This is a genomic window from Streptomyces sp. NPDC085946 (assembly GCF_044540485.1).
GTDB lineage: Bacteria > Actinomycetota > Actinomycetes > Streptomycetales > Streptomycetaceae > Streptomyces.
The window spans coordinates 432,803-456,096 of sequence record NZ_JBITSF010000002.1 but is presented as its reverse complement, the minus strand read 5'-3'; the positions used below and the strand labels follow the sequence as shown (position 1 = coordinate 456,096).

Annotated in this window: 20 protein-coding genes; 4 read left to right on the top strand and 16 right to left on the bottom strand. The window is 73.1% G+C overall.

Annotation, left to right across the window (positions count from 1 at the left end; genetic code table 11):
- Positions 1–25: 25 nt before the first annotated feature.
- From fbaA to ACIF8T_RS07665, 7 genes are all read right to left on the bottom strand, one after another.
- Positions 26–1,048 (bottom strand): class II fructose-bisphosphate aldolase, encoded by a 1,023-nt coding sequence (gene fbaA / locus ACIF8T_RS07695; RefSeq protein WP_400032240.1) that lies wholly within the window; start codon positions 1,046–1,048, stop codon positions 26–28.
- Positions 1,049–1,172: 124 nt separating this feature from the next.
- Positions 1,173–1,721, bottom strand: a complete 549-nt coding sequence (gene pyrE / locus ACIF8T_RS07690; RefSeq protein ID WP_400032238.1) for an orotate phosphoribosyltransferase — start codon at positions 1,719–1,721, stop codon at positions 1,173–1,175.
- Positions 1,722–1,731: 10 nt separating this feature from the next.
- Positions 1,732–2,520, bottom strand: a complete 789-nt coding sequence (locus tag ACIF8T_RS07685) for an aldose 1-epimerase (RefSeq protein WP_400032236.1) — start codon at positions 2,518–2,520, stop codon at positions 1,732–1,734.
- Positions 2,521–2,569: 49 nt separating this feature from the next.
- A complete protein-coding gene (locus ACIF8T_RS07680) occupies positions 2,570–3,517 on the bottom strand; it encodes an SRPBCC domain-containing protein (RefSeq protein ID WP_400032234.1) in 948 nt (315 codons plus the stop codon).
- A 271-nt stretch (positions 3,518–3,788) separates the two neighbouring features.
- A complete protein-coding gene (locus tag ACIF8T_RS07675; protein ID WP_400032233.1) occupies positions 3,789–5,444 on the bottom strand; it encodes a polyamine aminopropyltransferase in 1,656 nt (551 codons plus the stop codon).
- A 106-nt stretch (positions 5,445–5,550) separates the two neighbouring features.
- On the bottom strand, positions 5,551–6,069 hold the full coding sequence (locus tag ACIF8T_RS07670; protein WP_400032231.1) for a DUF2617 family protein: 519 nt from the start codon (positions 6,067–6,069) through the stop codon (positions 5,551–5,553).
- A gap of 375 nt (positions 6,070–6,444) precedes the next feature.
- Positions 6,445–6,729 carry a hypothetical protein gene (locus ACIF8T_RS07665; RefSeq protein ID WP_400032229.1) on the bottom strand — a complete coding sequence of 95 codons (285 nt, stop codon included), beginning with the start codon at positions 6,727–6,729 and terminating at the stop codon, positions 6,445–6,447.
- Between the two features lie 149 nt (positions 6,730–6,878).
- On the opposite strand from ACIF8T_RS07665, the gene ACIF8T_RS07660 reads away from it, so the two are divergent.
- Positions 6,879–8,081: a pyridoxal phosphate-dependent aminotransferase gene (locus ACIF8T_RS07660; protein WP_400032227.1), complete on the top strand. Its 1,203-nt coding sequence runs from the start codon at positions 6,879–6,881 to the stop codon at positions 8,079–8,081.
- 190 nt (positions 8,082–8,271) lie between these two features.
- Here the strand turns inward: ACIF8T_RS07660 and ACIF8T_RS07655 are convergent, their stop codons facing one another.
- Positions 8,272–8,799 (bottom strand): YbjN domain-containing protein, encoded by a 528-nt coding sequence (locus ACIF8T_RS07655; RefSeq protein ID WP_400032225.1) that lies wholly within the window; start codon positions 8,797–8,799, stop codon positions 8,272–8,274.
- 476 nt (positions 8,800–9,275) lie between these two features.
- The gene (gene clpB, locus ACIF8T_RS07650) at positions 9,276–11,873 is read right to left on the bottom strand and encodes an ATP-dependent chaperone ClpB (protein WP_400032223.1); all 2,598 of its coding nucleotides are present in this window, start codon (positions 11,871–11,873) and stop codon (positions 9,276–9,278) included.
- Positions 11,874–11,994: 121 nt separating this feature from the next.
- Here clpB and ACIF8T_RS07645 point away from each other — a divergent pair, with 121 nt between their 5' ends.
- A complete protein-coding gene (locus ACIF8T_RS07645; protein WP_400032221.1) occupies positions 11,995–12,408 on the top strand; it encodes a pyridoxamine 5'-phosphate oxidase family protein in 414 nt (137 codons plus the stop codon).
- Positions 12,409–12,575: 167 nt separating this feature from the next.
- On the opposite strand, the gene ACIF8T_RS07640 is transcribed toward ACIF8T_RS07645, so the two are convergent.
- Positions 12,576–12,911 carry a hypothetical protein gene (locus ACIF8T_RS07640; RefSeq protein WP_400032219.1) on the bottom strand — a complete coding sequence of 112 codons (336 nt, stop codon included), beginning with the start codon at positions 12,909–12,911 and terminating at the stop codon, positions 12,576–12,578.
- Between the two features lie 294 nt (positions 12,912–13,205).
- On the opposite strand from ACIF8T_RS07640, the gene ACIF8T_RS07635 reads away from it, so the two are divergent.
- Positions 13,206–14,219: a helix-turn-helix transcriptional regulator gene (locus tag ACIF8T_RS07635; protein WP_400032217.1), complete on the top strand. Its 1,014-nt coding sequence runs from the start codon at positions 13,206–13,208 to the stop codon at positions 14,217–14,219.
- Between the two features lie 452 nt (positions 14,220–14,671).
- On the opposite strand, the gene ACIF8T_RS07630 is transcribed toward ACIF8T_RS07635, so the two are convergent.
- Positions 14,672–15,709, bottom strand: a complete 1,038-nt coding sequence (locus tag ACIF8T_RS07630; RefSeq protein ID WP_400032215.1) for a LuxR C-terminal-related transcriptional regulator — start codon at positions 15,707–15,709, stop codon at positions 14,672–14,674.
- A gap of 209 nt (positions 15,710–15,918) precedes the next feature.
- Complete coding sequence (locus ACIF8T_RS07625; RefSeq protein ID WP_400032213.1) at positions 15,919–17,025, bottom strand: sugar ABC transporter substrate-binding protein; 1,107 nt, start codon at positions 17,023–17,025, stop codon at positions 15,919–15,921.
- A 307-nt stretch (positions 17,026–17,332) separates the two neighbouring features.
- On the opposite strand from ACIF8T_RS07625, the gene ACIF8T_RS07620 reads away from it, so the two are divergent.
- The gene (locus ACIF8T_RS07620) at positions 17,333–19,045 is read left to right on the top strand and encodes a PA14 domain-containing protein (protein ID WP_400032211.1); all 1,713 of its coding nucleotides are present in this window, start codon (positions 17,333–17,335) and stop codon (positions 19,043–19,045) included.
- Between the two features lie 64 nt (positions 19,046–19,109).
- Here ACIF8T_RS07620 and ACIF8T_RS07615 read toward each other — a convergent pair whose 3' ends face one another.
- The 4 genes from ACIF8T_RS07615 to dnaK are packed head-to-tail and all read right to left on the bottom strand — an operon-like array spanning position 19,110 to position 23,291.
- Entirely contained in the window at positions 19,110–19,559 is a 450-nt protein-coding gene (locus tag ACIF8T_RS07615) for a heat shock protein transcriptional repressor HspR (RefSeq protein WP_400032209.1), read from the bottom strand.
- A gap of 4 nt (positions 19,560–19,563) precedes the next feature.
- Positions 19,564–20,736, bottom strand: coding sequence for a molecular chaperone DnaJ (gene dnaJ / locus ACIF8T_RS07610; RefSeq protein WP_400032207.1), 1,173 nt, complete (start codon positions 20,734–20,736; stop codon positions 19,564–19,566).
- Between the two features lie 36 nt (positions 20,737–20,772).
- Positions 20,773–21,450, bottom strand: a complete 678-nt coding sequence (grpE, locus tag ACIF8T_RS07605) for a nucleotide exchange factor GrpE (protein WP_400032205.1) — start codon at positions 21,448–21,450, stop codon at positions 20,773–20,775.
- Positions 21,447–23,291: a molecular chaperone DnaK gene (gene dnaK, locus ACIF8T_RS07600; protein ID WP_400032203.1), complete on the bottom strand. Its 1,845-nt coding sequence runs from the start codon at positions 23,289–23,291 to the stop codon at positions 21,447–21,449. The genes grpE and dnaK overlap by 4 nt, the downstream gene beginning before the upstream one ends.
- Positions 23,292–23,294 lie beyond the last annotated feature (3 nt).

Below are 23,294 nucleotides of genomic sequence, written 5' to 3'. Positions count from 1 at the left end.
GGACGGGCGCCTGCGGGACGCGGTGTTACTTGATCTTCGTGCCGGTGGAGCGCAGGTGACGGCAGGCCTCGGTGACGCGCTGGGCCATCGACGCCTCGGCCAGCTTGCCCCAGGTGCGCGGGTCGTAGGTCTTCTTGGAGCCGACCTCGCCGTCGACCTTCAGGACGCCGTCGTAGTTGCGGAACATGTGGTCGGCGATCGGACGCGTGAAGGCGTACTGCGTGTCCGTGTCGATGTTCATCTTCACGACGCCGTTCTCCAGCGCGGTGAGGATCTCCTCCTCGGAGGAGCCGGAGCCGCCGTGGAAGACGAAGTCGAACGGGGAGGCCTTGCCGAACTTGGCGGCGACGCCCTCGTTGAGCTCCTTCAGCAGCTCGGGACGGAGCACCACGTTGCCCGGCTTGTACACGCCGTGCACGTTGCCGAAGGACGCGGCGAGCAGGTAGCGGCCCTTCTCACCGAGGCCGAGGGCCTCGGCGGTGCGGATCGCGTCGTCGACCGTGGTGTAGAGCGAGTCGTTGATCTCGTGGGTGACGCCGTCCTCCTCGCCGCCGGTCGGGGTGATCTCGACCTCGAGGATGATGTGGGCGGCGCGGGTGCGCTCCAGCAGCTCCTGGGCGATGGCCAGGTTGTCGGCCAGGGTCTCGGCGGAGCCGTCCCACATGTGCGACTGGAACAGCGGGGCGCGGCCGGCCTTGACGCGCTCCTCGGAGATCGCCAGCAGCGGGCGGACGTACCCGTCGAGCTTGTCCTTGGGGCAGTGGTCCGTGTGCAGGGCGATGTTGACGTCGTACTTCTCGGCGACGACGTGCGCGAACTCGGCCAGGGCGACCGCACCGGTCACCATGTCCTTGTTGTGCTGGCCGCCCAGGAACTCGGCGCCACCCGTGGAGATCTGGACGATGCCGTCGCTCTCCGCCTCCGCGAAGCCGCGCAGGGCCGCGTGCAGGGTCTGGGTGGAGGTCACGTTGATGGCAGGGTAGGCGAACTTCCCCGCCTTCGCCCGGTCCAGCATCTCGTTGTAGACCTCGGGAGTTGCGATGGGCATCTGTCCGCTCCTTGTATCTGCGGGTGGGCGTGCTGGGTGCGTTTCGGCCCTGACCTAGAACCTTGGGTGCGACGTCATCGTCGCGCCCATCTTTCCAGACGAAGCGGGCTGGGCCGAGTGGACCTCAGTCGAGGCCCAGCTCGTCCTTGGAGTACGCGAACAGGTACGGCACCCCGGCGCCCTCCTGGATCTTCTCGGCGGCGCCGGTCGCCCGGTCCACGATGGTCGCCACGGCCACGACCTCCGCGCCGGCCTCGCGCACGGCCTCGACGGCGGTGAGCGGGGAGCCGCCGGTGGTGGAGGTGTCCTCGACGACCAGGACCCGGCGGCCCTCGATGCCCGGGCCCTCGACGCGCCGCTGCAGCCCGTGCGCCTTGGCGGCCTTGCGGACGACGAAGGCGTCCAGGCGCTTCCCGCGCGCGGCGGCGGCGTGCAGCATCGCGGCGGCCACCGGGTCGGCGCCCATGGTCAGCCCGCCGACCGCGTCGAAGTCGAGGTCGGCGGTCAGGTCCAGGAGCACCTGCCCGACCAGCGGGGCGGCCTCGCCGTCCAGGGTGATGCGCCGCAGGTCGACGTAGTAGTCGGCCTCGAGACCCGAGGAGAGGGTCACCTTGCCGTGCACGACGGCCTTGTCCTTGATCTGCTGCAGCAGCGCGCCGCGTACGTCACTCATGGTGGCCAGCTTAAAGGCGGCGCCAGCTCCAGGTGGTGGTGGCCTCCAGCGGCTCCAGCGGCGTGACCAGGCGCGGGAGGGTGTTCAGCCCGTCGGGCGGCCCGGTCTGCGGCTCCACGCACACGGCCTCGGCCTGCTCGTCGTACAGCACGACCCACTGCTCGGGGCTGGTCACCCTCAGCTCCAGCTGCCCGGGCCAGGTCAGGGTGACGTCGACGCCGTCGGGCATCCCGAAGCAGTCGTCCCAGGGGCCGGGCTTCGGGTCGACGCGGTGGCCGGTGGGCAGGTGGTCCTCGCCGCGCTCCTCCTGCCAGGCGGGGCGGAAGTCGATCCGCACGTCCTCGCCGCCCAGGCTGCGCAGGAACCACGGGTGCCAGCCGATCTGCGCCGGGAACGACGACTCGTACGTCTCCACGGACATGGTCAGCGTCAGGGCGTCCGGGGTCAGCCGGACCACCTGGGTGACGCGGCCGGGGTAGGGCCAGGGGGCGACGAGGTCGTAGGTGAGGACGGCTTCGTCGGGGCCCGTGCGGGCGGTGCGCCAGGCGCCGTCGCGGGCCGTGCCGTGGATGGCGTGCGGGGCGGCGTTCAGCGGCATCTGGTGGACGGCGGCGCCGTCCCGGAAGCGGCCGTCGCGGACGCGCCCGCACCACGGGACCATCGGGAAGCACCCGAACCGCTCGCCCTGGCGGAGCAGTTCGACGCCACCGACCCGCAGTCCTCCGATCCGGCCGCCGTTGCCCGGCTGCACGGTCACCTCCGCGTCACCCGCGGTCAGCGTGATGTCTTCGTTACTCACGGGACGACCCTACTGCGGTGATCAAGAGGGCCTCACCCGCCCACCGCGCTCACCGCCGCCGGCGCAGGGCCCGGACCGCGACGATCGCCGAGGCCAGCGCCAGGGCCGCCGCGGGGGCCGCCCAGCGCAGGGAGGTGGGCGGGCTGACGGTCTGCGGGGCGGGGACGGGGGCGTACCGGCCGCGCGGCGGGGCGTGGTCCACCTCCTCGGCGCTGCGCCCGATCATCGTCCGGCGCGCGTGCGCCGCCTCGGCCACGGGGTCACCGCGCCGGGCCGCGTCCTCCACCGCGTCCTCCCCGGCGGCGTCCTCCGTCACGTCCTCCCCGGCGGCGTCCTCCGTCGCGTCCTCCCCGGCGGCGTGCTCCCCGGCCGCCGCGGCGGCGGGGGCGCTGTCGCCACCGCCGTCTCCCCCGGGCGGGGACGCCTGACGGCCGTCGCCGGGCGGCGGGACCGGGCTGTCGTCGGCGTCCGGGGTGGTGTCGAAGTCATCGGTCGCCCGGGGCTCGAAGTCCCCGGCGGCGAGGTAGTCGTCCGTCTCGGCCTCCGGCTCGTCCTCCGCCCCCGGCCCGGCCTCCCGCGCCGCGTCCGCCAGGTTCTCCGCGAAACGGTTCAGCAGCCGGCTCACGGCCGCCTCCACCGCGTCCGCCGGGAACTGCGTGATCCGCCCGTCCGCACCGGCCGAACCGTCGAACGCCAGGTCCGTGCCGCCCGCCGCGTCCCGCAGGCGCAGCCGCAGCGCGAACTTCACCGAGCCGGTGCCGCGCGCCTCGCTCGCGTCGCCCTCGACGGCGTACGCCCCCGCCTCGCGCCCGGTCAGCCGCAACGCGCCCCGGTAGGTGACCGAGTGGCCGCCGACGCGGATCTTCAGCCGCCCAGCGAGGGGGCCGGCCCCGGCGTCCTGCTGGAGCCCGGGAACCGCCCGGGCGACCCGCGCGGGATCGTCCAGCACCGCCCTCAACCGCTCGGCCGCGACCGGAACGAACACCTCGTGCTCCATGTCACCGGAGCGTACCCAGCCGACGGGGTCTCGCACCCCCGCCGGCGGCAAAGTCACCGCGGTACGGCCCCGGCCCGCGGCGCCCGGCCCGCGGCGGCCGGGACACGGTCCGGCGTCGGCCCCCGCCCGGCGTCACCGGCCGGCCGGCGGCCTCCGTCCCCGGGCGGTGCGGGCGGCCGGGCCGGGCGCGGTGCCGTCGGCCGCCCGGGTGAACGCCCCCGTCCGCCGCCGGGCGCCAGGACCGGGGCGGCACCCGCCGGGTCCGGGCGGGTCAGTGCGTGTAGCGGGGGTGGACCAGGGTCGACGGCGGCAGGTCCGGGACCCGGGTGCGGGAGGCGGCCCGGGCGTCCGCGGCGAGCGACGCGTCCGTGAGCGTGCGGGGGCGCGGGCCGCCCGGGGCGAGGCGCAGCGCGGGGTCCGTGCGGGCGGCCAGGACGAAACCCCAGTCGCGGGGGGCGCGGGAGGCGGTGCGGTCGGGTCCGGCGGGGAACCCGGCGTGGCGGCCGCCCGTGCGGTACGGGGCGGTGCGCAGGCCCGCCGCGCGCAGGGTCGCCTCCACCGTCCAGAACGCCCGGGGCCGCGTCGAGACCGGGCCGGCGTGCACCACGAGCCGCCCGCCGGGGGCCAGCACCCGCCGCGCCAGGCCGTAGAACTCCTGCGAGTACAGCTTGGTGCTCGCCGTGATGCCCGGGTCCGGCAGGTCCGAGACCACCACGTCGTACCCCGCCGGGGGCGCCCCGCGCAGCCAGCCGAAGGCGTCCGCCGTCAGCACCCGGACGCGCCGGTCGTCGAGGGCGTGCCCGTTGCGCGCGGACAGCGCCGGGTCGCGGCGGGCCAGCCGCGCCAGGCCCGCGTCGAGTTCGACGACGTCGACCCGGCCGACGCCCGGGTGGCGCAGCACCTCCCGGGTGGCCAGGCCGTCGCCGCCGCCCAGGACGAGCACGCGCGCGTGCGGGCCGGTCATCGCGGGGTGGATCAGCGCCTCGTGGTAGCGCTGCTCGTCGCGGCCGCTGACCCGCAGCCGGCCGTCGAGGAACAGGCCGAAGGAGCGGCCGTCGGCGCCGCCGGTGAGGACGACCTCGTGGACGCCGGTCCGCAGCGCCACCCGCACGTCCTCGCCGTACACCGCGTGGCGCGCGGCCCGTTCGAAGTCGTCGGCGAGGACCGCGGCCGTGGCGAGGACCGCCAGGACGGCGGCGCCGGCGGCCGTCAGCAGCCGGCGGTCCCGGCGGGACAGGTCCCGGTGGAACAGGCCGAGGACGAGGGCGCCGCCGACGACGACGTTGACCGTGCCGGTGAGCAGCGCGCCGGTCAGCTGGCCGAGGAGCGGCAGCAGCAGGAACGGGAAGGCGAGGCCGCCGACGAGGGCGCCGACGTAGTCCGCGGCGAACAGGTCGGCCACCGCGCCGCCCGCGTCCTGGCGGCGGATGCGCTGGATCAGCTCCATCAGCAGCGGCACCTCGGCGCCGATCAGCACGCCGCAGGCGAGGGAGAAGGCGACCAGGACGACGCGGGGGCCGCCCGCCCACAGGCCGCCCCAGTCGCCGGTCCAGGCGAACACGGCGTACAGGACCATCGGGCTGCATCCGCCGATGAGGGCGAGGACGGCCTCCACCGCGCCGAAACCGGCCGCCGCGTGCCCGCACAGCCGCTTGGCGGCGAGGGAGCCGATGCCCATCGCGAAGACCATGACGGACAGCACGACGGAGGCCTCGGTGACCGAGTCGCCCATCAACGAGGAGGCGAGGGCGACGAGTTCGAGCTCGTACACGAGTCCGCAGGCCGCGCAGACGAACACGCCCGCCAGGACCAGGAACCTGGCCGTGCCCGGCCGGACGGGCAGCCGCGCCGGGGCTTCGGGGCCGCCGGGGGGACCGCCCCAGGGCGTCGGGGCGCCGGGCGGAGCGGGCGCGTGCGCTTCGATCACGCTGTGACGTTACGTCACGCCCCGACCGCGGTTCGTCACCCACACGTGTGGTGTTTGTTTACGCCCGCCCGGCGGCGGTGGACGCGACGGCCGCCGGCCGCGGACCTCACAGGGCCGCCGCCACCCGCGCGCCCACCTTGGTCCGGGTGGCCACCAACTGGCCGTCCTGCGGGTAGGCGTGCCAGGTCCGCCAGTGGATCTGCCCCTCCTGGCGCTGGGCCAGCATGGCCGTGAAGGCGTGCGGGCTGCCGGGGAAGACACCGGCGAGGCCGTGCGGATGGTCGGAGACCAGGGCCAGCAACTCCTGGGCGCGGCCCGCGAACGAGCCGGGCGAGAGCACCTCCACCCGGGCCGCGAACTCGTACTCCCACGCGCCCACGCGCTTGGCGACCCCCAGCGGCAGGGGCGTGCTGCTGCCCGCGATGCACGCCACGGTCTCCGAGCAACTCCCCCGCTCCTCCTCCAGGAGGACCTGGTGGGACGCCCCGAGGAGACGCAACTGGAGCTTGGCGCCCGCCAGTTCCAGATCGAGCGTGGCCAGTGCGGGAAGCGGCTCGCGCCCCAGGGCCCAGGCCAGGTCGGCCGCGCGCGTGTCGGTGTAGGGGGTGTTCAGGGTCGTGAGCATGGATCGGCTCCGCAAGCACACATGGGGAGGGAGATGTGGGCCCCGCGCACCCCGTCGGGCCGGGGTGGGGGCCCGGTATGCCCGGTCGGCCGTCAGGAGGTGTCCACGGGACGTCCGAGGGCTGCGGTGGGATTTAGAGGGAACCACGAACCGTGGCCACGCCACAGCGTTTTTACCCAACTTCGGAGGGTTTCCATCCCTCAGAGGGCCCCTCAGCTCAACTGTTCCACCGCGGCGTGCGCCGCCCGGGCCGTGGTGTGCGCCGGGGCGCCGAGCGGCAGGTCGCGCGCGGGAACACGGGAGAGCGGGGCCCGCCCCAGGTGCGGGCCCCGCTCGGGTGGGCGCGGCTTCCGCGCGCAGGCACGCTGCCCCGTGTCAGCTGCCTCCGCCGCATCCGCCGCCGCCACCTCCGCAGGACGACCCGCCTCCGCAGGACGAGCCGCCGCCGGAGTGGCCCCCGCCGTCCCCCGACGAGGAGCCGCAGGACGAGCCGACGGCGCCGCCGGCCCACCAGCTGCCGTCACCGCTGTCGCGCCGGCCCGACGACGCCGACGCCCGGCCGCGCACCGGCCGGACGCGGCTGCTCCGCCTGCGGGCGAGCGACACCAGCGCCGCGACGAACAGCACGGCGATCACTGCCAGGATGATGCCGATGACCATGGCGTCACCCTCCTTCCGTTCCGCCGGGGAGTCCCCGGTCGTTCCCCCGAAGCGGTCCCCCGTCGGACGCCTCGCTCTTGCGTGACCGGGAGATGCCCTGCGCCGCCAACGCCCAAAGCAGAGTTGAGGAACTCCAGAGCTTTGGCAGGATGGCCGCCATGACCTCCAGCGCGCGCCCCCTCCTCAACCGCCGGCTCGCCGAGTTCGGGACGACGGTCTTCGCCGAGATGTCCGCCCTCGCCCTGCGCACCGGCGCCATCAACCTGGGCCAGGGCTTCCCCGACACGGACGGCCCCGAGGAGATCAGGGAGGCCGCCGTCCGGGCCCTGCGCGACGGACGCGGCAACCAGTACCCGCCGGGGCCGGGCGTCCCCGAGCTGCGCACCGCCGTCGCCGCGCACCAGCTGCGCCGCTACGGCCTGTCGTTCGACCCCGACACCGAGGTCCTGGTCACCGCCGGCGCCACCGAGGCCATCGCCGCCGCCCTGCTCGCCCTGGTGGAGCCGGGCGACGAGGTGATCGCCCTGGAGCCGTACTACGACTCGTACGCGGCCTGCATCGCGATGGCGGGCGGCAGGCGCGTGCCGGTCACCCTGCGCCCGCACACCGAGGGCCCCGCCCGCTTCCGCCTGGACCTCGACGAGCTGCGCGACGCCGTCACCGACCGCACCCGGCTGCTGCTGGTCAACACCCCGCACAACCCGACGGGCACCGTCCTGTCCCGCGCGGAGCTGGCCGCGATCGCGGAGCTGGCCGTGGAGCGGGACCTGCTGGTGGTGACCGACGAGGTGTACGAGCACCTGGTCTTCGACGACGCCGGGCACCTGCCGCTGGCGTCGTTCCCGGGCATGCGCGAGCGCACGGTGACGATCGGCTCGGCGGGCAAGTCGTTCTCGTTCACGGGCTGGAAGGTCGGCTGGGTGACGGCGGCCCCCGCCCTGGTCACGGCGGTCCGCTCGGCGAAGCAGTACCTGACGTACGTCGCGTCGGGGCCCTTCCAGTACGCGGTCGCCGAGGCGCTGGCGCTGCCCGAGGCGTACTTCGAGGACTTCCGCGCGGACATGCGGGCCAAGCGGGACCTGCTGGCGGCCGGCCTGGAGGAGGCGGGCTTCACGGTGTTCCGCCCGGCCGGCACCTACTTCGTCACCACCGACATCCGCCCCCTGGGCGCGACGGACGGCATCGCCTTCTGCCGCTCCCTGCCGGAGCGCGCCGGCGTCGTCGCCATCCCCAACGCGGTCTTCTACGACCACCGCGAGGAGGGCGCCCCGTTCGTCCGCTTCGCCTTCTGCAAGCAGCGGGGCGTGCTGGAGGAGGCCGTGCGGCGGCTGAAGGGCCTCGGGGCCGCCTAGCCAGGGTCGCGGGCGGGCCGCCCGCAGGCCGTGGACGGAGCGTCGCCCCCGCGGAGCGACGCCGCGCGCGGGAGAGCCCGGCCCCGGTACGCGGCCGTGATGGCCGGTGCCCGGGCCGGGCTCTCCCTCGCGTGCGGCGCGTACCCGGTGGTACGCGGCGGCACGCCGCTGTCGTGGGGGCGTCCGCGCCCTACTCGTCGTCCTCGGGCTTGTCCGCCTCGTTGATCTCCTGCTCCAGGCCGAGCTGCTCGACGAGCCACTTGTCGAACTCGATGGCGGCCCGCACCCAGCTGACCGTCGAGGAGACGAAGTGCTCCAGGCTCACGCCCATGCCGATCAGCATCTGGGCCTCGCCGATGAGGCGGACCGTGCCGTCGTCGTGGGTGTGGGTGTACACCTTCGGCCACAGGGTGCGCCGGTTCCAGTCGTCGACGGACTCCAGCAGCTGCGGCTTCTCGTCGATCTGGTGCGGCCGGTCGTAGAACGTGCGAACGGAGAAGACCTGCTGGTCGGCCTCGCCGCGGAACATGAAGTAGGTGCGGAACTGCTCCCACGGCGCCGCGAGGTCACCCTCTTCGTCGACGACGTACTTGAGCTCCATCTGGTCGAGGAGCTGCTTCACGAGGTCCTGATCCGGGACGACGGGGCCCGCCGGTCCTTGGGGCTGCGGCTCGGGCTGGCCCCCGAAGTTCGGAATCGAGGACGGGTCGATGCTCACCGTGTTTTTCCCTTCGTACGGATCCCGCCATCCTCCCCCATGCGGGGAGGGGGGTGGCAAGCCCCGACAGGCCCTGTCAGCCCTCGGCTGACATGATCTGGCCGGTCGGCGCAGGGCCGGTGGGCGGGACGGGGGACACGGGGGCGGGACCGCCGTCCGGCACGGCGCTCCCCGGACCACCCGCTCGGCGGAGGACCGCGGGACGCGCCGGGCGGCGGAGGCACCGGTCTGCGGCGCAGTCCGGCCGCCGGACGGGGCGCGCGGCGCGCGGTCCGGTCCCGGCCGGACGCGCACCGCGCCGCCGGGTCGCGCGGGTCGCGCGGGCCGCGGGCGGGGACGGTTCCGCGGCCGGCGGGCGGCCGTCCCGACGGGCCGGCGCCCGGGGCGCGGGACGCGCTCCCGGGCGCCGATCTCTGTCCGGATCCGAACACCGGGGACGCCGTCCGGCGCCGCCCCCGGTGCTGGGGACGGACCGGTCAGAGGGTCTTGCCGGTCGCCGCGCCCACGATCAGCTCGTCCCCGAAGCGGTCCACGCGGACCGTGTCGCCGTCGCGGACCTCGCCGGAGAGGATCTCCTTGGCGAGGCGGTCGCCGATCGCGGACTGCACCAGGCGGCGCAGCGGGCGGGCGCCGTACGCCGGGTCCAGGCCCTCCTCCGCGAGCCAGGCCAGCGCCTCGGGCGTGACGTCCAGGGCGAGGCGCCGCTCGGCGAGCCGCTTGGCCAGGCGGTCGATCTGGAGCTTCGCGATGCGCTCCAGCTCGGGCTTGGTCAGCGCGGAGAAGACCACCAGGTCGTCGAGGCGGTTGAGGAACTCCGGCTTGAAGGAGGCCCGGACCACCTCCAGGACCTGCTCCTTCTTCTGCTCCTCGGTGGTCAGCGGGTCCATCAGGAAGTGGCTGCCCAGGTTCGAGGTGAGCACCAGGATGGTGTTGCGGAAGTCGACCGTGCGGCCCTGGCCGTCGGTGAGCCGGCCGTCGTCCAGCACCTGGAGCAGGATGTCGAAGACCTCCGGGTGGGCCTTCTCCACCTCGTCCAGCAGGACCACGGAGTACGGGCGGCGGCGCACGGCCTCGGTGAGCTGGCCGCCCTCCTCGTAGCCGACGTACCCGGGCGGGGCGCCGACCAGCCGGGCCACGCTGTGCTTCTCGCTGTACTCCGACATGTCGATGCGGACCATCGCCCGCTCGTCGTCGAAGAGGAAGTCGGCGAGGGCCTTGGCCAGTTCCGTCTTGCCGACGCCGGTCGGCCCGAGGAAGAGGAACGAGCCGGTGGGGCGGTCGGGGTCGGAGATGCCCGCGCGGGACCGGCGTACGGCGTCGGAGACCGCCCGCACCGCCTCGGCCTGGCCGATCAGGCGCTTGCCGATCTCGTCCTCCATGCGCAGCAGTTTCTGCGTCTCGCCCTCCAGCAGGCGGCCGGCCGGGATGCCGGTCCAGGAGGCGACGACGTCCGCGATGTCGTCGGGGCCGACCTCCTCCTTGACCATGGTGTCCCTGGCGACCTCCTCCTCGGCCTCGGAGGCGGCCTCCAGCTCCTTCTCCAGGGCCGGGATCTCGCCGTACAGCAGCTTGGAGGCGGAGTCGAAGTCGCCGTCGCGCTGGGCGCGTTCGGCCTGGCCGCGCAGCTCGTCGAGCTTCTCCTTCAGCTCGCCGACCCGGTTGAGGGACTGCTTCTCCTTCTCCCAGCGGGCGGTCAGGCCGCGCAGTTCCTCCTCGCGGTCGGCGAGGTCGCGGCGCAGCTTCTCCAGGCGCTCGCGGGAGGCCTGGTCGGTCTCCCGGCTCAGGGCCAGCTCCTCCATCTTCAGCCGGTCCACGGAGCGCTGGAGCTCGTCGATCTCCACCGGGGAGGAGTCGATCTCCATGCGGAGCCGGGAGGCCGACTCGTCGACCAGGTCGATGGCCTTGTCGGGCAGGAAGCGGGAGGTGATGTAACGGTCGGAGAGGGTGGCCGCCGCCACCAGCGCCGAGTCCGCGATCTGCACCTTGTGGTGGGCCTCGTAGCGGCCCTTGAGGCCGCGCAGGATGGCGATGGTGTCCTCGACGGACGGCTCGCCGACGAAGACCTGCTGGAAGCGGCGCTCCAGCGCCGGGTCCTTCTCGATCCGCTCGCGGTACTCGTCGAGGGTCGTCGCGCCGATCATGCGCAGTTCGCCGCGGGCCAGCATCGGCTTGAGCATGTTGCCCGCGTCCATGGCGGAGTCGCCGCCGGCGCCCGCGCCGACGACGGTGTGCAGCTCGTCGATGAAGGTGACGATCTGCCCGTCGGAGTCCCTGATCTCCGCGAGGACGGTCTTCAGGCGCTCCTCGAACTCGCCGCGGTACTTCGCCCCGGCGACCATCGCGCCGATGTCGAGCGCGACCAGCCGCTTGTTCCTCAGGGACTCGGGCACGTCGCCCTTGACGATCCGCTGGGCGAGCCCCTCCACGACGGCGGTCTTGCCGACGCCGGGCTCGCCGATGAGGACCGGGTTGTTCTTCGTGCGGCGGGACAGCACCTGCACCACGCGCCGGATCTCCTGGTCCCGTCCGATGACGGGGTCCAGCTTGCCCTCGCGGGCGGCGGCGGTGAAGTCGGTCCCGAACTTCTCCAGGGCCTTGTACTGGCCCTCCGGGTCGGCGGTGGTCACCCGGCGTCCTCCCCTGGCCTTGCGGAAGGCCTCCAGCAGCTTCCTGGCGTCGGCCCCCTGCGCGGTGAGCACCTCGCCGGCCGCGCCGCCCTTCGCGGCGACGCCGATGAGCAGGTGCTCGGTGGACAGGTACTCGTCGCCGAGGTCCTTGGCGCGGGCCTGCGCGTCGGCGACGACGGCGAGCATCTCGCGGTTGGGCTGCGGGGGCGCGACGGTGGAGCCGGTCACGCTGGGCAGCCCGGCGAGGATGCGCTCGGCGCCGGAGCGTACGGCGGCCAGGTCGGCCTCGACCGCGGCGAGCAGGTCGGTGATGTTCTCGTTGTCCTGCCCCTGGAGCAGAGCGAGCAGCAGGTGGGCCGGGGTCAGGTCGGGGTGACCCTCGGTCACGGCCCGGTTGCTGGCCGCGTTGATCGCGTCCCGGCTCCGGTTGGTCAGCTCGGCGTCCACGTTCCCTGTCTCCTCCTTGCGTCAGCCGTCATCCGCACTGACTTGAGCAACGTACACAAAGTTGAGTCTATTCCACTCAAGGCGTGGCACGGGAGACGTACGGCGGCTAAGTTCCGGACTCATGGCCACGTACCCCCAGGACCCGGGCGCACCCGACGCGCCGTACCTCACCTTCTGGCAGGAGCGGCACCTGTGCACGCTCACGACCCCCCGCCCGGACGGCACCCCGCACGTGGTGCCGGTCGGGGTGACCTACGACCCCGGGGCGCGGCTGGCCCGGGTGATCGCGAACAGGGCGAGCAGGAAGGTGCGCAACGTCGCCGCCGCCGGACCGCAGGGCGCGCCGGTCGCCGTCTGCCAGGTGGACGGGCGGCGCTGGGCGACGCTGGAGGGGCGGGCGTTCGTGCGCGCGGAGCCGGAGCGGGTCGCGGAGGCGGAGCGGCGGTACGCGGAGCGCTACGGGAGGCAGCCGTCGCCGAACCCGGCGCGGGTGGTGATCGAGATCGAGCTGACCGGGGCGATGGGCCGGGGGTGAGCGCGCCGGGGGGTCCGCGCCGCGGGACGGCCGTTTCCGGCCGGTGACGGCCGGCCGCGTACCGGGAGGTGTCCCCGCAAACTGCAGCGGCGTCACCGTGTTCAGGTCACGGTGACGCCGCTGCGGGGGGAAGCACCTGAGCGATCTTTTACGACGGGGGAATCGCGTCAGGCACTGCGGGGGGTGGCCGAGATGGTCCGTGGCACAGGGGAGCCGGTCTCCACCTGCTGGTGGTCCCGCTGGTCCAGGTTCACAAAGATCATTCCGTACCGGATGGCGCACCGCACCGGCTGCGGCGCCCCCCGAGGCCGCCGCAGACACCGGTAGGCCCGCACGTCTCCGTCCTCGTCCCGCGTGACGACGACCGGTTCTCCGAACACGGTCACCATCAGCGAGTCACCGCTGTGGGGGATGGCGGTGACGAGGTCGATGAAGTGCCAGCCGGAGCGGTAGGCGGTGGCCATCTCCCGGCGGAACGAGCGGTCGTCAGGTGGCGTGGTCATATCAGTCCCAGACGCTGTCGTCCGTACGGGTCGGGAACTCGACACTCGCGACAGCCGCAGTCCCCGACACCTGAGCACCACCCGCCAGGTGAGCGTCACTCTTCGCGCCGGAGAGGCCAGCCAGGGTTCCGAAGGCCACAACGGCGGAGAAGGTGGCGACAAGCACCGAGCGAAGCATTGTCTTACGCATAGTCGGCTTCGTCCTCACTTGAAGGTCCCCTCTTCCCCCGTCGAGTAAGACGATGGCTCATTCGGGCACGTCATGGCCACACAATCGGTGCATCATGTTCCTGCATGTTCAGGACCCTGGGGGGTGGAGATTTGGCAACAAACGGGACAGAAGAGACACATCCCCATGCGGTGACCGAGCTCTGCGAGGAGGGGGCGCGTCTCTACACGAATGCCCTGCGGACGGGACGCATCGCACGGGCGGACGTGGACTCCGCTCCCTGCCTCATGGAATTCGCCCTCCTCCACCCCGATCCGGACGACGCCGGCTGGCTGCGGCCCGTCCCGCCGTCGGTCGCGCTGGCGCAACGACTGCACCCCATAGAGCGGGAGATCACCGAGCGCCGGCAGCTGTCCATCGCGCTCGCCGACGTCTTCGAGCCATTCATGGCCCTCAGCGCCCAGGACGCCGCGCCCACCCACTCGATCACGGTGCTGGAGGGCCTGGACCGCATCAACGCGGCCCTGGACCTCGCCACCGCCCAGTGCCAGACCGAGATGCTCACCGTCCAGCCCAGCGGCCGCCGCCGCCCCGAGCTGAGGATCGTCGAGGGCCTGGAGCGCGACCGGCCCCTGATCGAGCGCGGCGTGCGCCTGCGGACCCTCTACCAGCACACCGCCCGCTACAGCCCCGAGCGACTGGCCTACGTGGACCAGATAGCCGACGGCAAGGTGGAGATCCGCACCATCGACGAGCTGGTCGAACGGCTCGTCATCTGCGACGAGACGGTCGCCTTCATCCCCATCCGCGAGGACCGGCAGGTCGCCCTGGAGCTGCGGCACACCGGTCTGGTCCGCTACCTCATCAAGGTGTTCGAGTTCATGTGGAACCGCGCGGTCCCGCTGAGCGCCAACGCGCCGTACGGCACCGCCCCGGACGGCATCACCGACGTCCAGCACTCGATCGCCAAGCTCCTCGTGGAGGGCTACGTGGACGAGGCGATCGCCCGCCGGCTGGGCATGAACGTCCGCACCTGCCGGGCCCACATAGCCAAGCTGGCGAGCGCGCTGGGCAGCGGCAGCCGGGCCCAGCTCGGCTTCCTCATCGCACAGTCGGGGATCCTGGACGAGAAGCGCTGACGACCGGGAGGCGCCCTGCCCGGTCGACGCCGGGCTGCTGCACCCCGCGGCCGGCGACCCGGCCCGGCCGGAACCCGGCCCGCCGGCCATCCGGGTGCTCAGCGGCAGGGAGCGGATCGACCGGGCCGTCACCGAGGCCAGGGCCGGCACCACCGGCGCACTCCTCGCCGTCCAGCCGCACTCCGGCCGCCCCGGCGCGGCGGCCGAGCACCGCATCGAGGCCCTGCGGCGCGAACGGGCACTGCTCGACCGGGGCGGCCGCGCGCGCCCCGAGGCCCCCGGACCGTCCCGCGACGGCACCACCGCCCGGCAGCACGCCATGGCCGCTCTCCTGGTCGAGGGGCGCACCGGCGCCGTGGTCGCCGGCCGGCCCGGGGCGGACGTGCGCGCCGCCCGGGTGCACACCGCCGAGCTCGCCGCGGTCGCGGGGAGCCGGGCGCGGCCCGGCTGTCTCATCGCACGCTCGGGGATCCCTGGCCGGGAACGCCGAGGGAGGCCGCGGAGCGGGGCGGGCCGTCCAGTCCGGCCTGCGCGATGCGGACGCCGAGCTGGGTGCGGCTGGCCGCGCCGAGGGTCTCCGACAGCCGGGCGATGTGCGCCCGGCAGGTGCGCACGCTGATGCCCAGCCGCTCGGCGATGACCGCGTCCTGGTGGCCCTCCGCCAGCAGGGCGGCGATCGACTGCTCGCGGTGGGAGATGCCCTCGATCCCGGTGTCCGGCAGCGGCGCCGTCAGCGGGATCGCCAGGCGCCACAGGCGCTCGAAGACGGTGACCAGGTAGGCGACCAGCGCGGGGTGGCGCAGTTCCAGCGCCATGGTGCGGTCGGCGTTGGCGGGGATGAAGGCCACCGTGCGGTCGAAGAGGATGAGCCGGTCGATGACCTCGTCCAGTGTCCGCGCCTCCACCGCGTCGCCCATCAGCTCCAGATAGGTCAGCAGGCCCTGGCCGTGCCGGGCGACGTGCGTGTACAGGTCGCGCATCCGCACCCCGCGCCCGCGCAGCGCCAGCGCCCGGTGCAGGCCCTCGGAGAGCTCGTGCTCGCGGCGGATGCCGCCGGGCTGGACGGTGAGCACCTCGGTGGTGCACGCCTCCGTCGCCTCGTCCATCGCGGCCTGGATGCGCGCGAGTCCGTCCAGCACCCGGATCGCCGAGCCCTCCGCCGCCGGGCGGACGGGCCGCACCTGGCGGCCCAGGCCGGCGTACCGCTCGACGGCCGCCACCGCCGAGCCCACCCGCCGCTGGCTCGCGCTGACCTCGTCGTACATCCCGCGCAGCAGCCGGGTCATGACCTCCTGCGGGGAGGTCGGCACCAGCCAGTCCATGTCGTCGGGGTCGGGGTGCAGCAGGGCGAGGTCCAGCAGGCAGGGCACCGGTTCGGCGTCCCGGCGCGACACGCGGCCGCGCCGTACGGCCCGGGAATACACGCGATCCCCGGCCTCGCACAGTCGGTCAGCACCATGTGGATGCCCGTCCGTCCCGTGCCCGGCCATCGCCCATCCCACCCCCGGTTGCGGCGTCCTTTCGCAGCGCAACTATGCGCGGACGGGGCGTGCTGTGCAACACGGCTCCGAAGGCCGTGACCGCCGGAAACCACCGGTATGGGCCGGTATCCGACCGCCTCCGGCCCCCGCCCTGCGACAAAGAGCCGAATCCCGCCGGACGGCCCCGGCCCCGCGGGCGGGGCCGGCGGCGGGGCGGACTACTGCAGGCCGATCGCCGCGCACGCGGCCTTGTACTTGGCGGTGCAGATGTCGGACAGCTTGTAGATGCCGTCGGCGATGACGGTGTCCTCGATGTTGTCCCGCGTCAGGGCGACGACGGGCACGAGCTGCGCGGGGATGTCCTTGTGGGTGGGGCTGTCGACCCGGTCCCGGGTGAGCGCGTCGAACTGGATGTCCCGGCCCTGGACCTTCGCCACGGCCATCTCCGCGGCGCTCTCGGCCTCTTCCGGGTAGGACTTGTACACGCTCATGTACTGCTCGCCGCTCACGATCCGCTGCACGCCGTCCAGTTCGGCGTCCTGGCCGGTGACGGGCGGCAGGTCGGTCACGCCCGCGGCCTTGAGGGCCTTGATGACGCCGCCGGCCATGCCGTCGTTGGCGGAGTAGACGCCGGCGATGTTGTCCGCGCCGAGGACGCTGATCGCCTCGGCCATGTTGGCCTGGGCGTTCTCCGGCTTCCAGTCCTTGGTGTCGTAGGACTTGGCGATGGCCACCTTGCCGTTGAGCTCGGAGAGCGCACCGGCCTTGAACTGCTTGGCGTTCGGGTCGGTGGGCGAGCCGTTCATCATGACGACCTTGGCGGAGGCGGTGGCGTTGTCGCCGAGCGCCTCCAGCAGCGTGCGGCCCTGCACCTCGCCGACCAGCTCGTTGTCGAAGGAGATGTACGCGTCGATCGGGCCCTCGGCCAGCCGGTCGTAGGCGATGACCGGGATGCCGGCGGCCTTGGCCTTCTTCACGCCGTCCGCGATGGCGTGCGCGTCGACGGCGTCCAGCAGGATCACGTCGACCCGGTCGTCGATCATCTCCTGGAGCTGGGCGGCCTGCTTGGCCGCGTCCGCCTCGGCGTTGGCGTACGCCACCCGGCCCTTGTTGCCGGTGAGGGACTCCACCTTCGTCTTGATGATGGGGTAGTCGAAGTTCTCGTACCGGGTGTTGGCCTTCTCCGGCAGCAGCAGCCCCACCGTGATGTCGTTGCCCTTGGTCGGGCTCGCGTCGTCGCTGCTCCCGGTCGCGTTGAGCACGCCGCAGCCGGCGAGCATGACGGACATCGTGGTGGCGGCCACGGATATGGCGATACGACGCATGCGAGGGCTCACTTCAGGTGCGTTTTCGGACGTGGGCACAGCATTGCGGCCCATGTGTCTGAAAAGACAACGCGGATGCGGTCCCCGGCGTCAAGCGGAACCACTTAACGAGATGACAACACCACGCTGCGCAGCGCCGGTGAAGCTGCAGCGGAATCGCCTCCAAACTCCCTTCACGGACCTTTCACCCCGGGGAAACCGTGCGAGGCCGGTGCGGGGGCGAACACTCGTACAACCACGGCCAATCGTCGCGAGTCGTGATCACGACGGCTCTCCCCCCGCCGTCCCGATCCGACCAGAGGACCGAATGATCCCAGCCAGACGCGCGACGGCCGCGGCAGCGGCCGCCGTCGTGCTCGCCACCGCGGCCGGCCTGCTCACCGCGGCGGCCCCCGCCTCCGCCGCCGACTGCGTCTCCCCCGTCTACAAGCGGCAGTTCTTCGCGAACACCACCTTCTCGGGCACGCCCAAGAAGACCGACTGCGACAGCGCCGTCGACCAGAACTGGGGCACCGGCGCCCCCGCTTCGGGCCTGCCGGCCGATCGCTTCGGCGTCCGCTGGACCGTGACGCGCGACTTCGGCTCCGGCGGCCCCTTCTCCCTGACCGCCTCCGCGCAGGACGGCGTCCGCGTCTACGTGGACGGCACGCTCCGCATCGACCTGTGGAAGAACGTCTCGTCGACCGTGTCGAAGACGGTCGACCTGACGCTCTCCCGGGGCCCGCACAGCCTGCGCGTCGACTACGCGAACATGACCGGCACGGCGAACGTCGCGTTCGCCTACGCCCCCCGCACCTCGGCGAGCGTCGACACGGTCGCGCCCCTCGTCCCGACGGGCACGGCGGTGTCGTACGACGCGGCCACCGGCAGGGCGAAGTCGGCCTGGTCGAAGAACAAGGAGATGGACCTCGCCGGTTACCGGGTCTACCGGCGGCCGAAGGGCGGCTCCTACGGCAGCACGCCGCTCGCGACGACCACCGCCACGTCGTACACCGACGCCACGCTGCCGCAGACGGGCGCGACGTACTACTACGCGGTCCGGGCGTTCGACAGGGCGGGCAACGTCTCCGGCAGGAGCGCCGAGAGGGCCGTCACGACGGCCGACCGGACCGCGCCGGCCGTACCGTCCGGGCTGAGCACCGCCTCCGAGCAGGACGGCCTGCGGGTCGCCTGGAGCGCGGTCGCCGACGCGGTGTCGTACCGCGTGTACCGGGCGGCGAGCGCGGACGGGACGTACGCCCCCGTGGGGACCGCCGCCGGCCGGACCTCCCACCTCGACACCTCGGTCGCCGAGGGCGCCACCGCGTACTACCGGGTGACGGCCGTCGACGCGGCCGGCAACGAGTCCGCGCGCTCCGCCGCCGCCGTCGGCAAGCGGCGCGACCTGACCCCGCCGCCCGCCATCACGGGCGTCACGGCCACACCGACCGAGTACGGCTTCCACGTCGCCTGGGACCCCAACCCGGCCCCGGACCTGGCGCGTTACGTCGTCCGCCGCGGCGAGCTCATCGGGGACGAGGAGGAGCGGATGTGCTCCCTCTACCCCGGCTACCACCTGTCGGCCGGCACCACCTCGTACGCGTACACCACGCTCCCCGACGGCGAGGAGTCCTGCTTCGTCGTCGACGCCGTCGACACCGCGGGGAACTCCGCCTTCCAGTGGACCGGCGAGGCGCAGATCGTGACCGCCGTGGAACTCGACACGACCCCCGCCGTCGCGACTCCCGAGGGCTCCCCGCTCACCCTGGAGGCCACCGGGGCCGAGGGCGACGAGGGCAACCGGCTCGCCTGGCACGGGCTCCCCGAGGACGCCCCCGAGGCGGCGGGCGGCTACCGCCTCCACCGCTGGAACCCGGAGACCGGGGCGTACGAGCGGATCGCCGACGTCCCGGCCGGCACCGCCGGCCACGTCGACACCGGCGCGCGGCGCGGCACCGCCTCGTACTACTGGGTGACCGCTGTGGCCGCGGACGGCACGCAGTCCGCCCCGGCCGGCGCCTGGGCCGTCACCGCCCCGTAGGGAGACGCGGAAGGGCCCGGACGCATGACGTCCGGGCCCTTCACGGGAGTCGCCGTGCGGCGCCTCAGTCGGACTGCTGCCGCTTCGGCCGCCACACCACCAGGGCACTGGTCTGCTGGACCTCCTGGTACGGGACCAGGTCGCGGCGGTAGGAGGCGTGCACCGCCGCCTCGCGCTGGCGCATCGCCGCCGCGGCGCCCTCCAGGGCGTCCTGGAGCTCCGCCACGCGGGACTGGAGCGCGGCGACCTGGTTCTCCAGTTCGATGATGCGCTTGATGCCCGCCAGGTTGATGCCCTCGTCCTGCGACAACTGCTGCACCTGCCGGAGCAGTTCGATGTCGCGGGCCGAGTAGCGCCGGCCGCGGCCGGCCGTGCGGTCCGGGGAGACCAGGCCCAGGCGGTCGTACTGGCGCAGGGTCTGCGGGTGCAGACCGGAGAGCTGGGCCGCCACCGAGATGACGTAGACCGGGGTGTCCTCGGTCAGTTCATACGGGTTGCGTCGACGGCCGTCCATCTCATCAAGCTCCCTTCGCGGCCTGGAACAGCTCCGCCCGCGGGTCCTCGCCCGCGGTCGCCTCGCGGTACGCCTCGAGTGCGTCACGAGCCTTCCCCGACAGGTCCTGGGGAACACTCACCTCCACGGTGACCAGGAGGTCGCCGCGGGTGCCGTCCTTGCGGACCGCGCCCTTGCCCCGGGCGCGCATGGTGCGGCCGTTGGGCGTGCCCGGCGGCAGCTTCAGCGTGACGGGCGGACCGCCCAGCGTCGGGACGCGGACCTCGCCGCCGAGGGCCGCCTCGGGGTACGTGACGGGCACGGTGACGGTGAGGTTGTCGCCCTTGCGGCCGAAGACGGGGTGCTCCTTGACGTGGACCACCACGTACAGGTCGCCCGCCGGGCCGCCCCGCTCGCCCGGCGCGCCCTTGCCGCGCAGCCGGATCCGCTGGCCGTCGCTGACGCCCGCGGGGATGCGCACCTGCATCGTCCGCGAGGACTTGGCCCGGCCGCTGCCCTTGCAGACGTCGCAGGGGTTCTCGGCGATCAGGCCGCGGCCCTTGCAGTCGGGGCAGGGGTCGGTGAGGGAGAAGCCGCCGCCGGAGCCGCGCGCCACCTGCCCGGTGCCGACGCAGGTCGGGCACACGCGCGGCGTGCCGTTGCTGTCGCCGGTGCCCGAGCACGCCTTGCACGGCTGCTGGCTGGACATCCGCAGCGGGACCGTCGCGCCCTCGATCGCCTCGGTGAAGCTCAAGGTGACCTCGGACTCGATGTCCTGGCCGCGCCGCGGCTGGGTGCGCGTGGTGCCCGCGCCCCCGCGGTTGAACAGGCCCCCGAAGACGTCACCGAGTCCGCCGCCGAAGCCCCCGGCTCCGCCGGCGGCCTGGCCGCCGAACAGGTCGCCCAGGTCGAAGTTGAACGAGCCGCCGCCCGCGCCGGGCCCCGGGCGGAAACCGCCGTTGCCGAAGAGGGCGCGCGCCTCGTCGTACTCCTTGCGCTTCTTGGGGTCGCCGAGGACGTCGTTCGCCTCGGAGATCTCCTTGAACCGCTCCTCCGCCCTGGTGTTGCCCTTGTTGGCGTCCGGGTGGAACTCGCGGGCGAGCTTCCGGTACGCCTTCTTGATCTCGGCCTCGGTGGCGTCCTTGGGGACGCCGAGGACCTTGTAGTAGTCCTTCTCGATGAAGTCCTTGGTGCTCATCCCCGACGTCCCTCCTCTCCTGCGCGTGTCGTGACGTCAGCCCTCCTCCGGGCCACCGTTCTCCTTGTCGTCGGCCTTCTCCGCACCCTCCGCGTCCTCGGCCTTGACCGTCTGCGCGCCCGGCTGCGGCTCGGCGACCGCCACCCGCGCGGGGCGGATGGTGCGCTCGCCGATCCGGTACCCGGGCTGCAGGATCGCCACGCACGTCGTCTCCGTGACGTCCGGCGCGTAGCTGTGCATCAGGGCCTCGTGGATCGTCGGGTCGAAGGGCTCGCCCTCCTTGCCGAACTGCTGCAGGCCCATCTTCGCGACGGTCGTCTCCAGCGACTCGGCGACGGACTTGAAGCCGCCGACGAGCTCGCCGTGCTCCCGCGCGCGGCCGATGTCGTCGAGCACGGGCAGGAGCTCGGTCAGCAGGTTCGCCACGGCGACCTCCTTGACCGCGACCCGGTCGCGCTCGACGCGGCGGCGGTAGTTCTGGAACTCGGCCTGGAGCCGCTGGAGGTCCGCGGTGCGCTCGGTGAGCGCGCTGCGGGCCTGGTCCAGCTGGGCCACCAGGGCCGCGTTCTGGCCCGTGTCCCCGGCCGGGGCCGCCTCCTCCTCCTGCGAGGGGGTGGAGGCGGCCTGCGGCTCGGCGTCGTCGGAGGTGGCGCCGGAGGGGACGTCGGGCTGCTGCGGCTGCTGCTCGTCGAAGCCCGGGGTCTCCTCCGTCACGCGGCACCGTCCTTGCGCTCGTCGTCGACGATCTCGGCGTCGACCACGTCGTCGTCGGCCTTGGCCTCACCGGCACCGGCGGAGGCACCGCCGGCGGCCTGGGCGCCCTGGGCGTCGGCGTACATCGCCTGGCCGAGCTTCTGCGAGACGGCCGCGACCTTCTCCGTGGCGGAGCGGATCTCGGCGGTGTCCTCGCCCTTGAGCTTCTCCTTCAGCTCGGCGACGGCGGCCTCGACCTCGGTCTTGATCTCGCCGGGGACCTTGTCCTCGTTGTCCTTGAGGAACTTCTCCGTCTGGTAGACGAGCTGCTCGCCCTGGTTGCGGGCCTCGGCGGCCTCGCGGCGCTTGTGGTCCTCCTCCGCGTAGCGCTCGGCCTCCTCGCGCATGCGGTCGACCTCGTCCTTCGGCAGCGAGGAGCCGCCGGTGACGGTCATCTTCTGCTCCTTGCCGGTGCCGAGGTCCTTCGCCGTGACGTGCATGATGCCGTTGGCGTCGATGTCGAAGGAGACCTCGATCTGCGGGACGCCGCGCGGCGCCGGGGGCAGACCGGTCAGCTCGAACATGCCGAGCTTCTTGTTGTACGCCGCGATCTCGCGCTCGCCCTGGTAGACCTGGATCTGCACCGACGGCTGGTTGTCCTCGGCCGTGGTGAAGATCTCCGAGCGCTTGGTCGGGATGGTCGTGTTGCGCTCGATCAGCTTGGTCATGATGCCGCCCTTGGTCTCGATGCCGAGGGACAGCGGGGTGACGTCGAGCAGCAGGACGTCCTTGACCTCGCCCTTGAGGACACCGGCCTGGAGCGAGGCGCCGATGGCGACGACCTCGTCCGGGTTGACGCCCTTGTTGGCCTCCTTGCCGCCGGTCAGCTCCTTGACGAGCTCGGCGACGGCGGGCATGCGGGTCGAGCCGCCGACGAGGACGACGTGGTCGATCTCGTTGATGGAGATGCCGGCGTCCTTGATGACGTTGTGGAACGGCGTCTTGCAGCGCTCCAGCAGGTCCGCGGTCAGCTGCTGGAACTGGGCGCGGGTGAGCTTCTCGTCGAGGTGCAGGGGGCCCTCGGCGGAGGCGGTGATGTAGGGCAGGTTGATCGAGGTCTCGGTGGACGAGGACAGCTCGATCTTCGCCTTCTCAGCGGCCTCGCGCAGGCGCTGGAGGGCCATCTTGTCCTTGCTCAGGTCCACGCCGTGGCCGGACTGGAACTGCTTGACCAGGTAGTCGACGACGCGCTGGTCCCAGTCGTCACCACCGAGGTGGTTGTCGCCGTTGGTGGCCTTCACCTCGACGACGCCGTCGCCGATCTCCAGCAGCGAGACGTCGAAGGTGCCGCCGCCGAGGTCGAAGACCAGGATGGTCTGGTCGTCCTTGTCGAGGCCGTAGGCCAGGGCGGCCGCGGTCGGCTCGTTCACGATCCGCAGCACGTTCAGACCGGCGATCTCGCCGGCCTCCTTGGTGGCCTGGCGCTCGGCGTCGTTGAAGTAGGCCGGGACGGTGATGACCGCGTCGGTGACCTTCTCGCCCAGGTAGGCCTCGGCGTCCCGCTTCAGCTTCTGCAGCACGAAGGCGCTGATCTGCTGCGGGTTGAAGGGCTTGCCGTCGAGCTCGATCTTCCAGTCGGTGCCCATGTGGCGCTTGACCGAGCGGATGGTCCGGTCCACGTTCGTGACCGCCTGGCGCTTGGCCACCTCACCCACGAGCACTTCGCCGTTCTTGGCGAAGGCGACGACGGACGGCGTGGTCCTGGCGCCCTCGGCGTTGGTGATGACGGTGGGCTCGCCGCCCTCCAGAACGCTGACGACGGAGTTAGTCGTGCCCAGGTCGATGCCGACCGCACGTGCCATTGT

Coding starts and splice junctions, on each gene's coding strand:
- fbaA (WP_400032240.1), bottom strand. CDS start 1,048: ATGCCCATCGCAACTCCCGAGGTCTACAACGAGATGCTGGACCGGGCG.
- pyrE (WP_400032238.1), bottom strand. CDS start 1,721: ATGAGTGACGTACGCGGCGCGCTGCTGCAGCAGATCAAGGACAAGGCC.
- ACIF8T_RS07680 (WP_400032234.1), bottom strand. CDS start 3,517: ATGGAGCACGAGGTGTTCGTTCCGGTCGCGGCCGAGCGGTTGAGGGCG.
- ACIF8T_RS07670 (WP_400032231.1), bottom strand. CDS start 6,069: ATGCTCACGACCCTGAACACCCCCTACACCGACACGCGCGCGGCCGAC.
- ACIF8T_RS07665 (WP_400032229.1), bottom strand. CDS start 6,729: ATGGTCATCGGCATCATCCTGGCAGTGATCGCCGTGCTGTTCGTCGCG.
- ACIF8T_RS07660 (WP_400032227.1), top strand. CDS start 6,879: ATGGCCGCCATGACCTCCAGCGCGCGCCCCCTCCTCAACCGCCGGCTC.
- ACIF8T_RS07645 (WP_400032221.1), top strand. CDS start 11,995: ATGGCCACGTACCCCCAGGACCCGGGCGCACCCGACGCGCCGTACCTC.
- ACIF8T_RS07640 (WP_400032219.1), bottom strand. CDS start 12,911: ATGACCACGCCACCTGACGACCGCTCGTTCCGCCGGGAGATGGCCACC.
- ACIF8T_RS07635 (WP_400032217.1), top strand. CDS start 13,206: ATGTTCAGGACCCTGGGGGGTGGAGATTTGGCAACAAACGGGACAGAA.
- ACIF8T_RS07630 (WP_400032215.1), bottom strand. CDS start 15,709: ATGGCCGGGCACGGGACGGACGGGCATCCACATGGTGCTGACCGACTG.
- ACIF8T_RS07625 (WP_400032213.1), bottom strand. CDS start 17,025: ATGCGTCGTATCGCCATATCCGTGGCCGCCACCACGATGTCCGTCATG.
- ACIF8T_RS07620 (WP_400032211.1), top strand. CDS start 17,333: ATGATCCCAGCCAGACGCGCGACGGCCGCGGCAGCGGCCGCCGTCGTG.
- ACIF8T_RS07615 (WP_400032209.1), bottom strand. CDS start 19,559: ATGGACGGCCGTCGACGCAACCCGTATGAACTGACCGAGGACACCCCG.
- dnaJ (WP_400032207.1), bottom strand. CDS start 20,736: ATGAGCACCAAGGACTTCATCGAGAAGGACTACTACAAGGTCCTCGGC.
- dnaK (WP_400032203.1), bottom strand. CDS start 23,291: ATGGCACGTGCGGTCGGCATCGACCTGGGCACGACTAACTCCGTCGTC.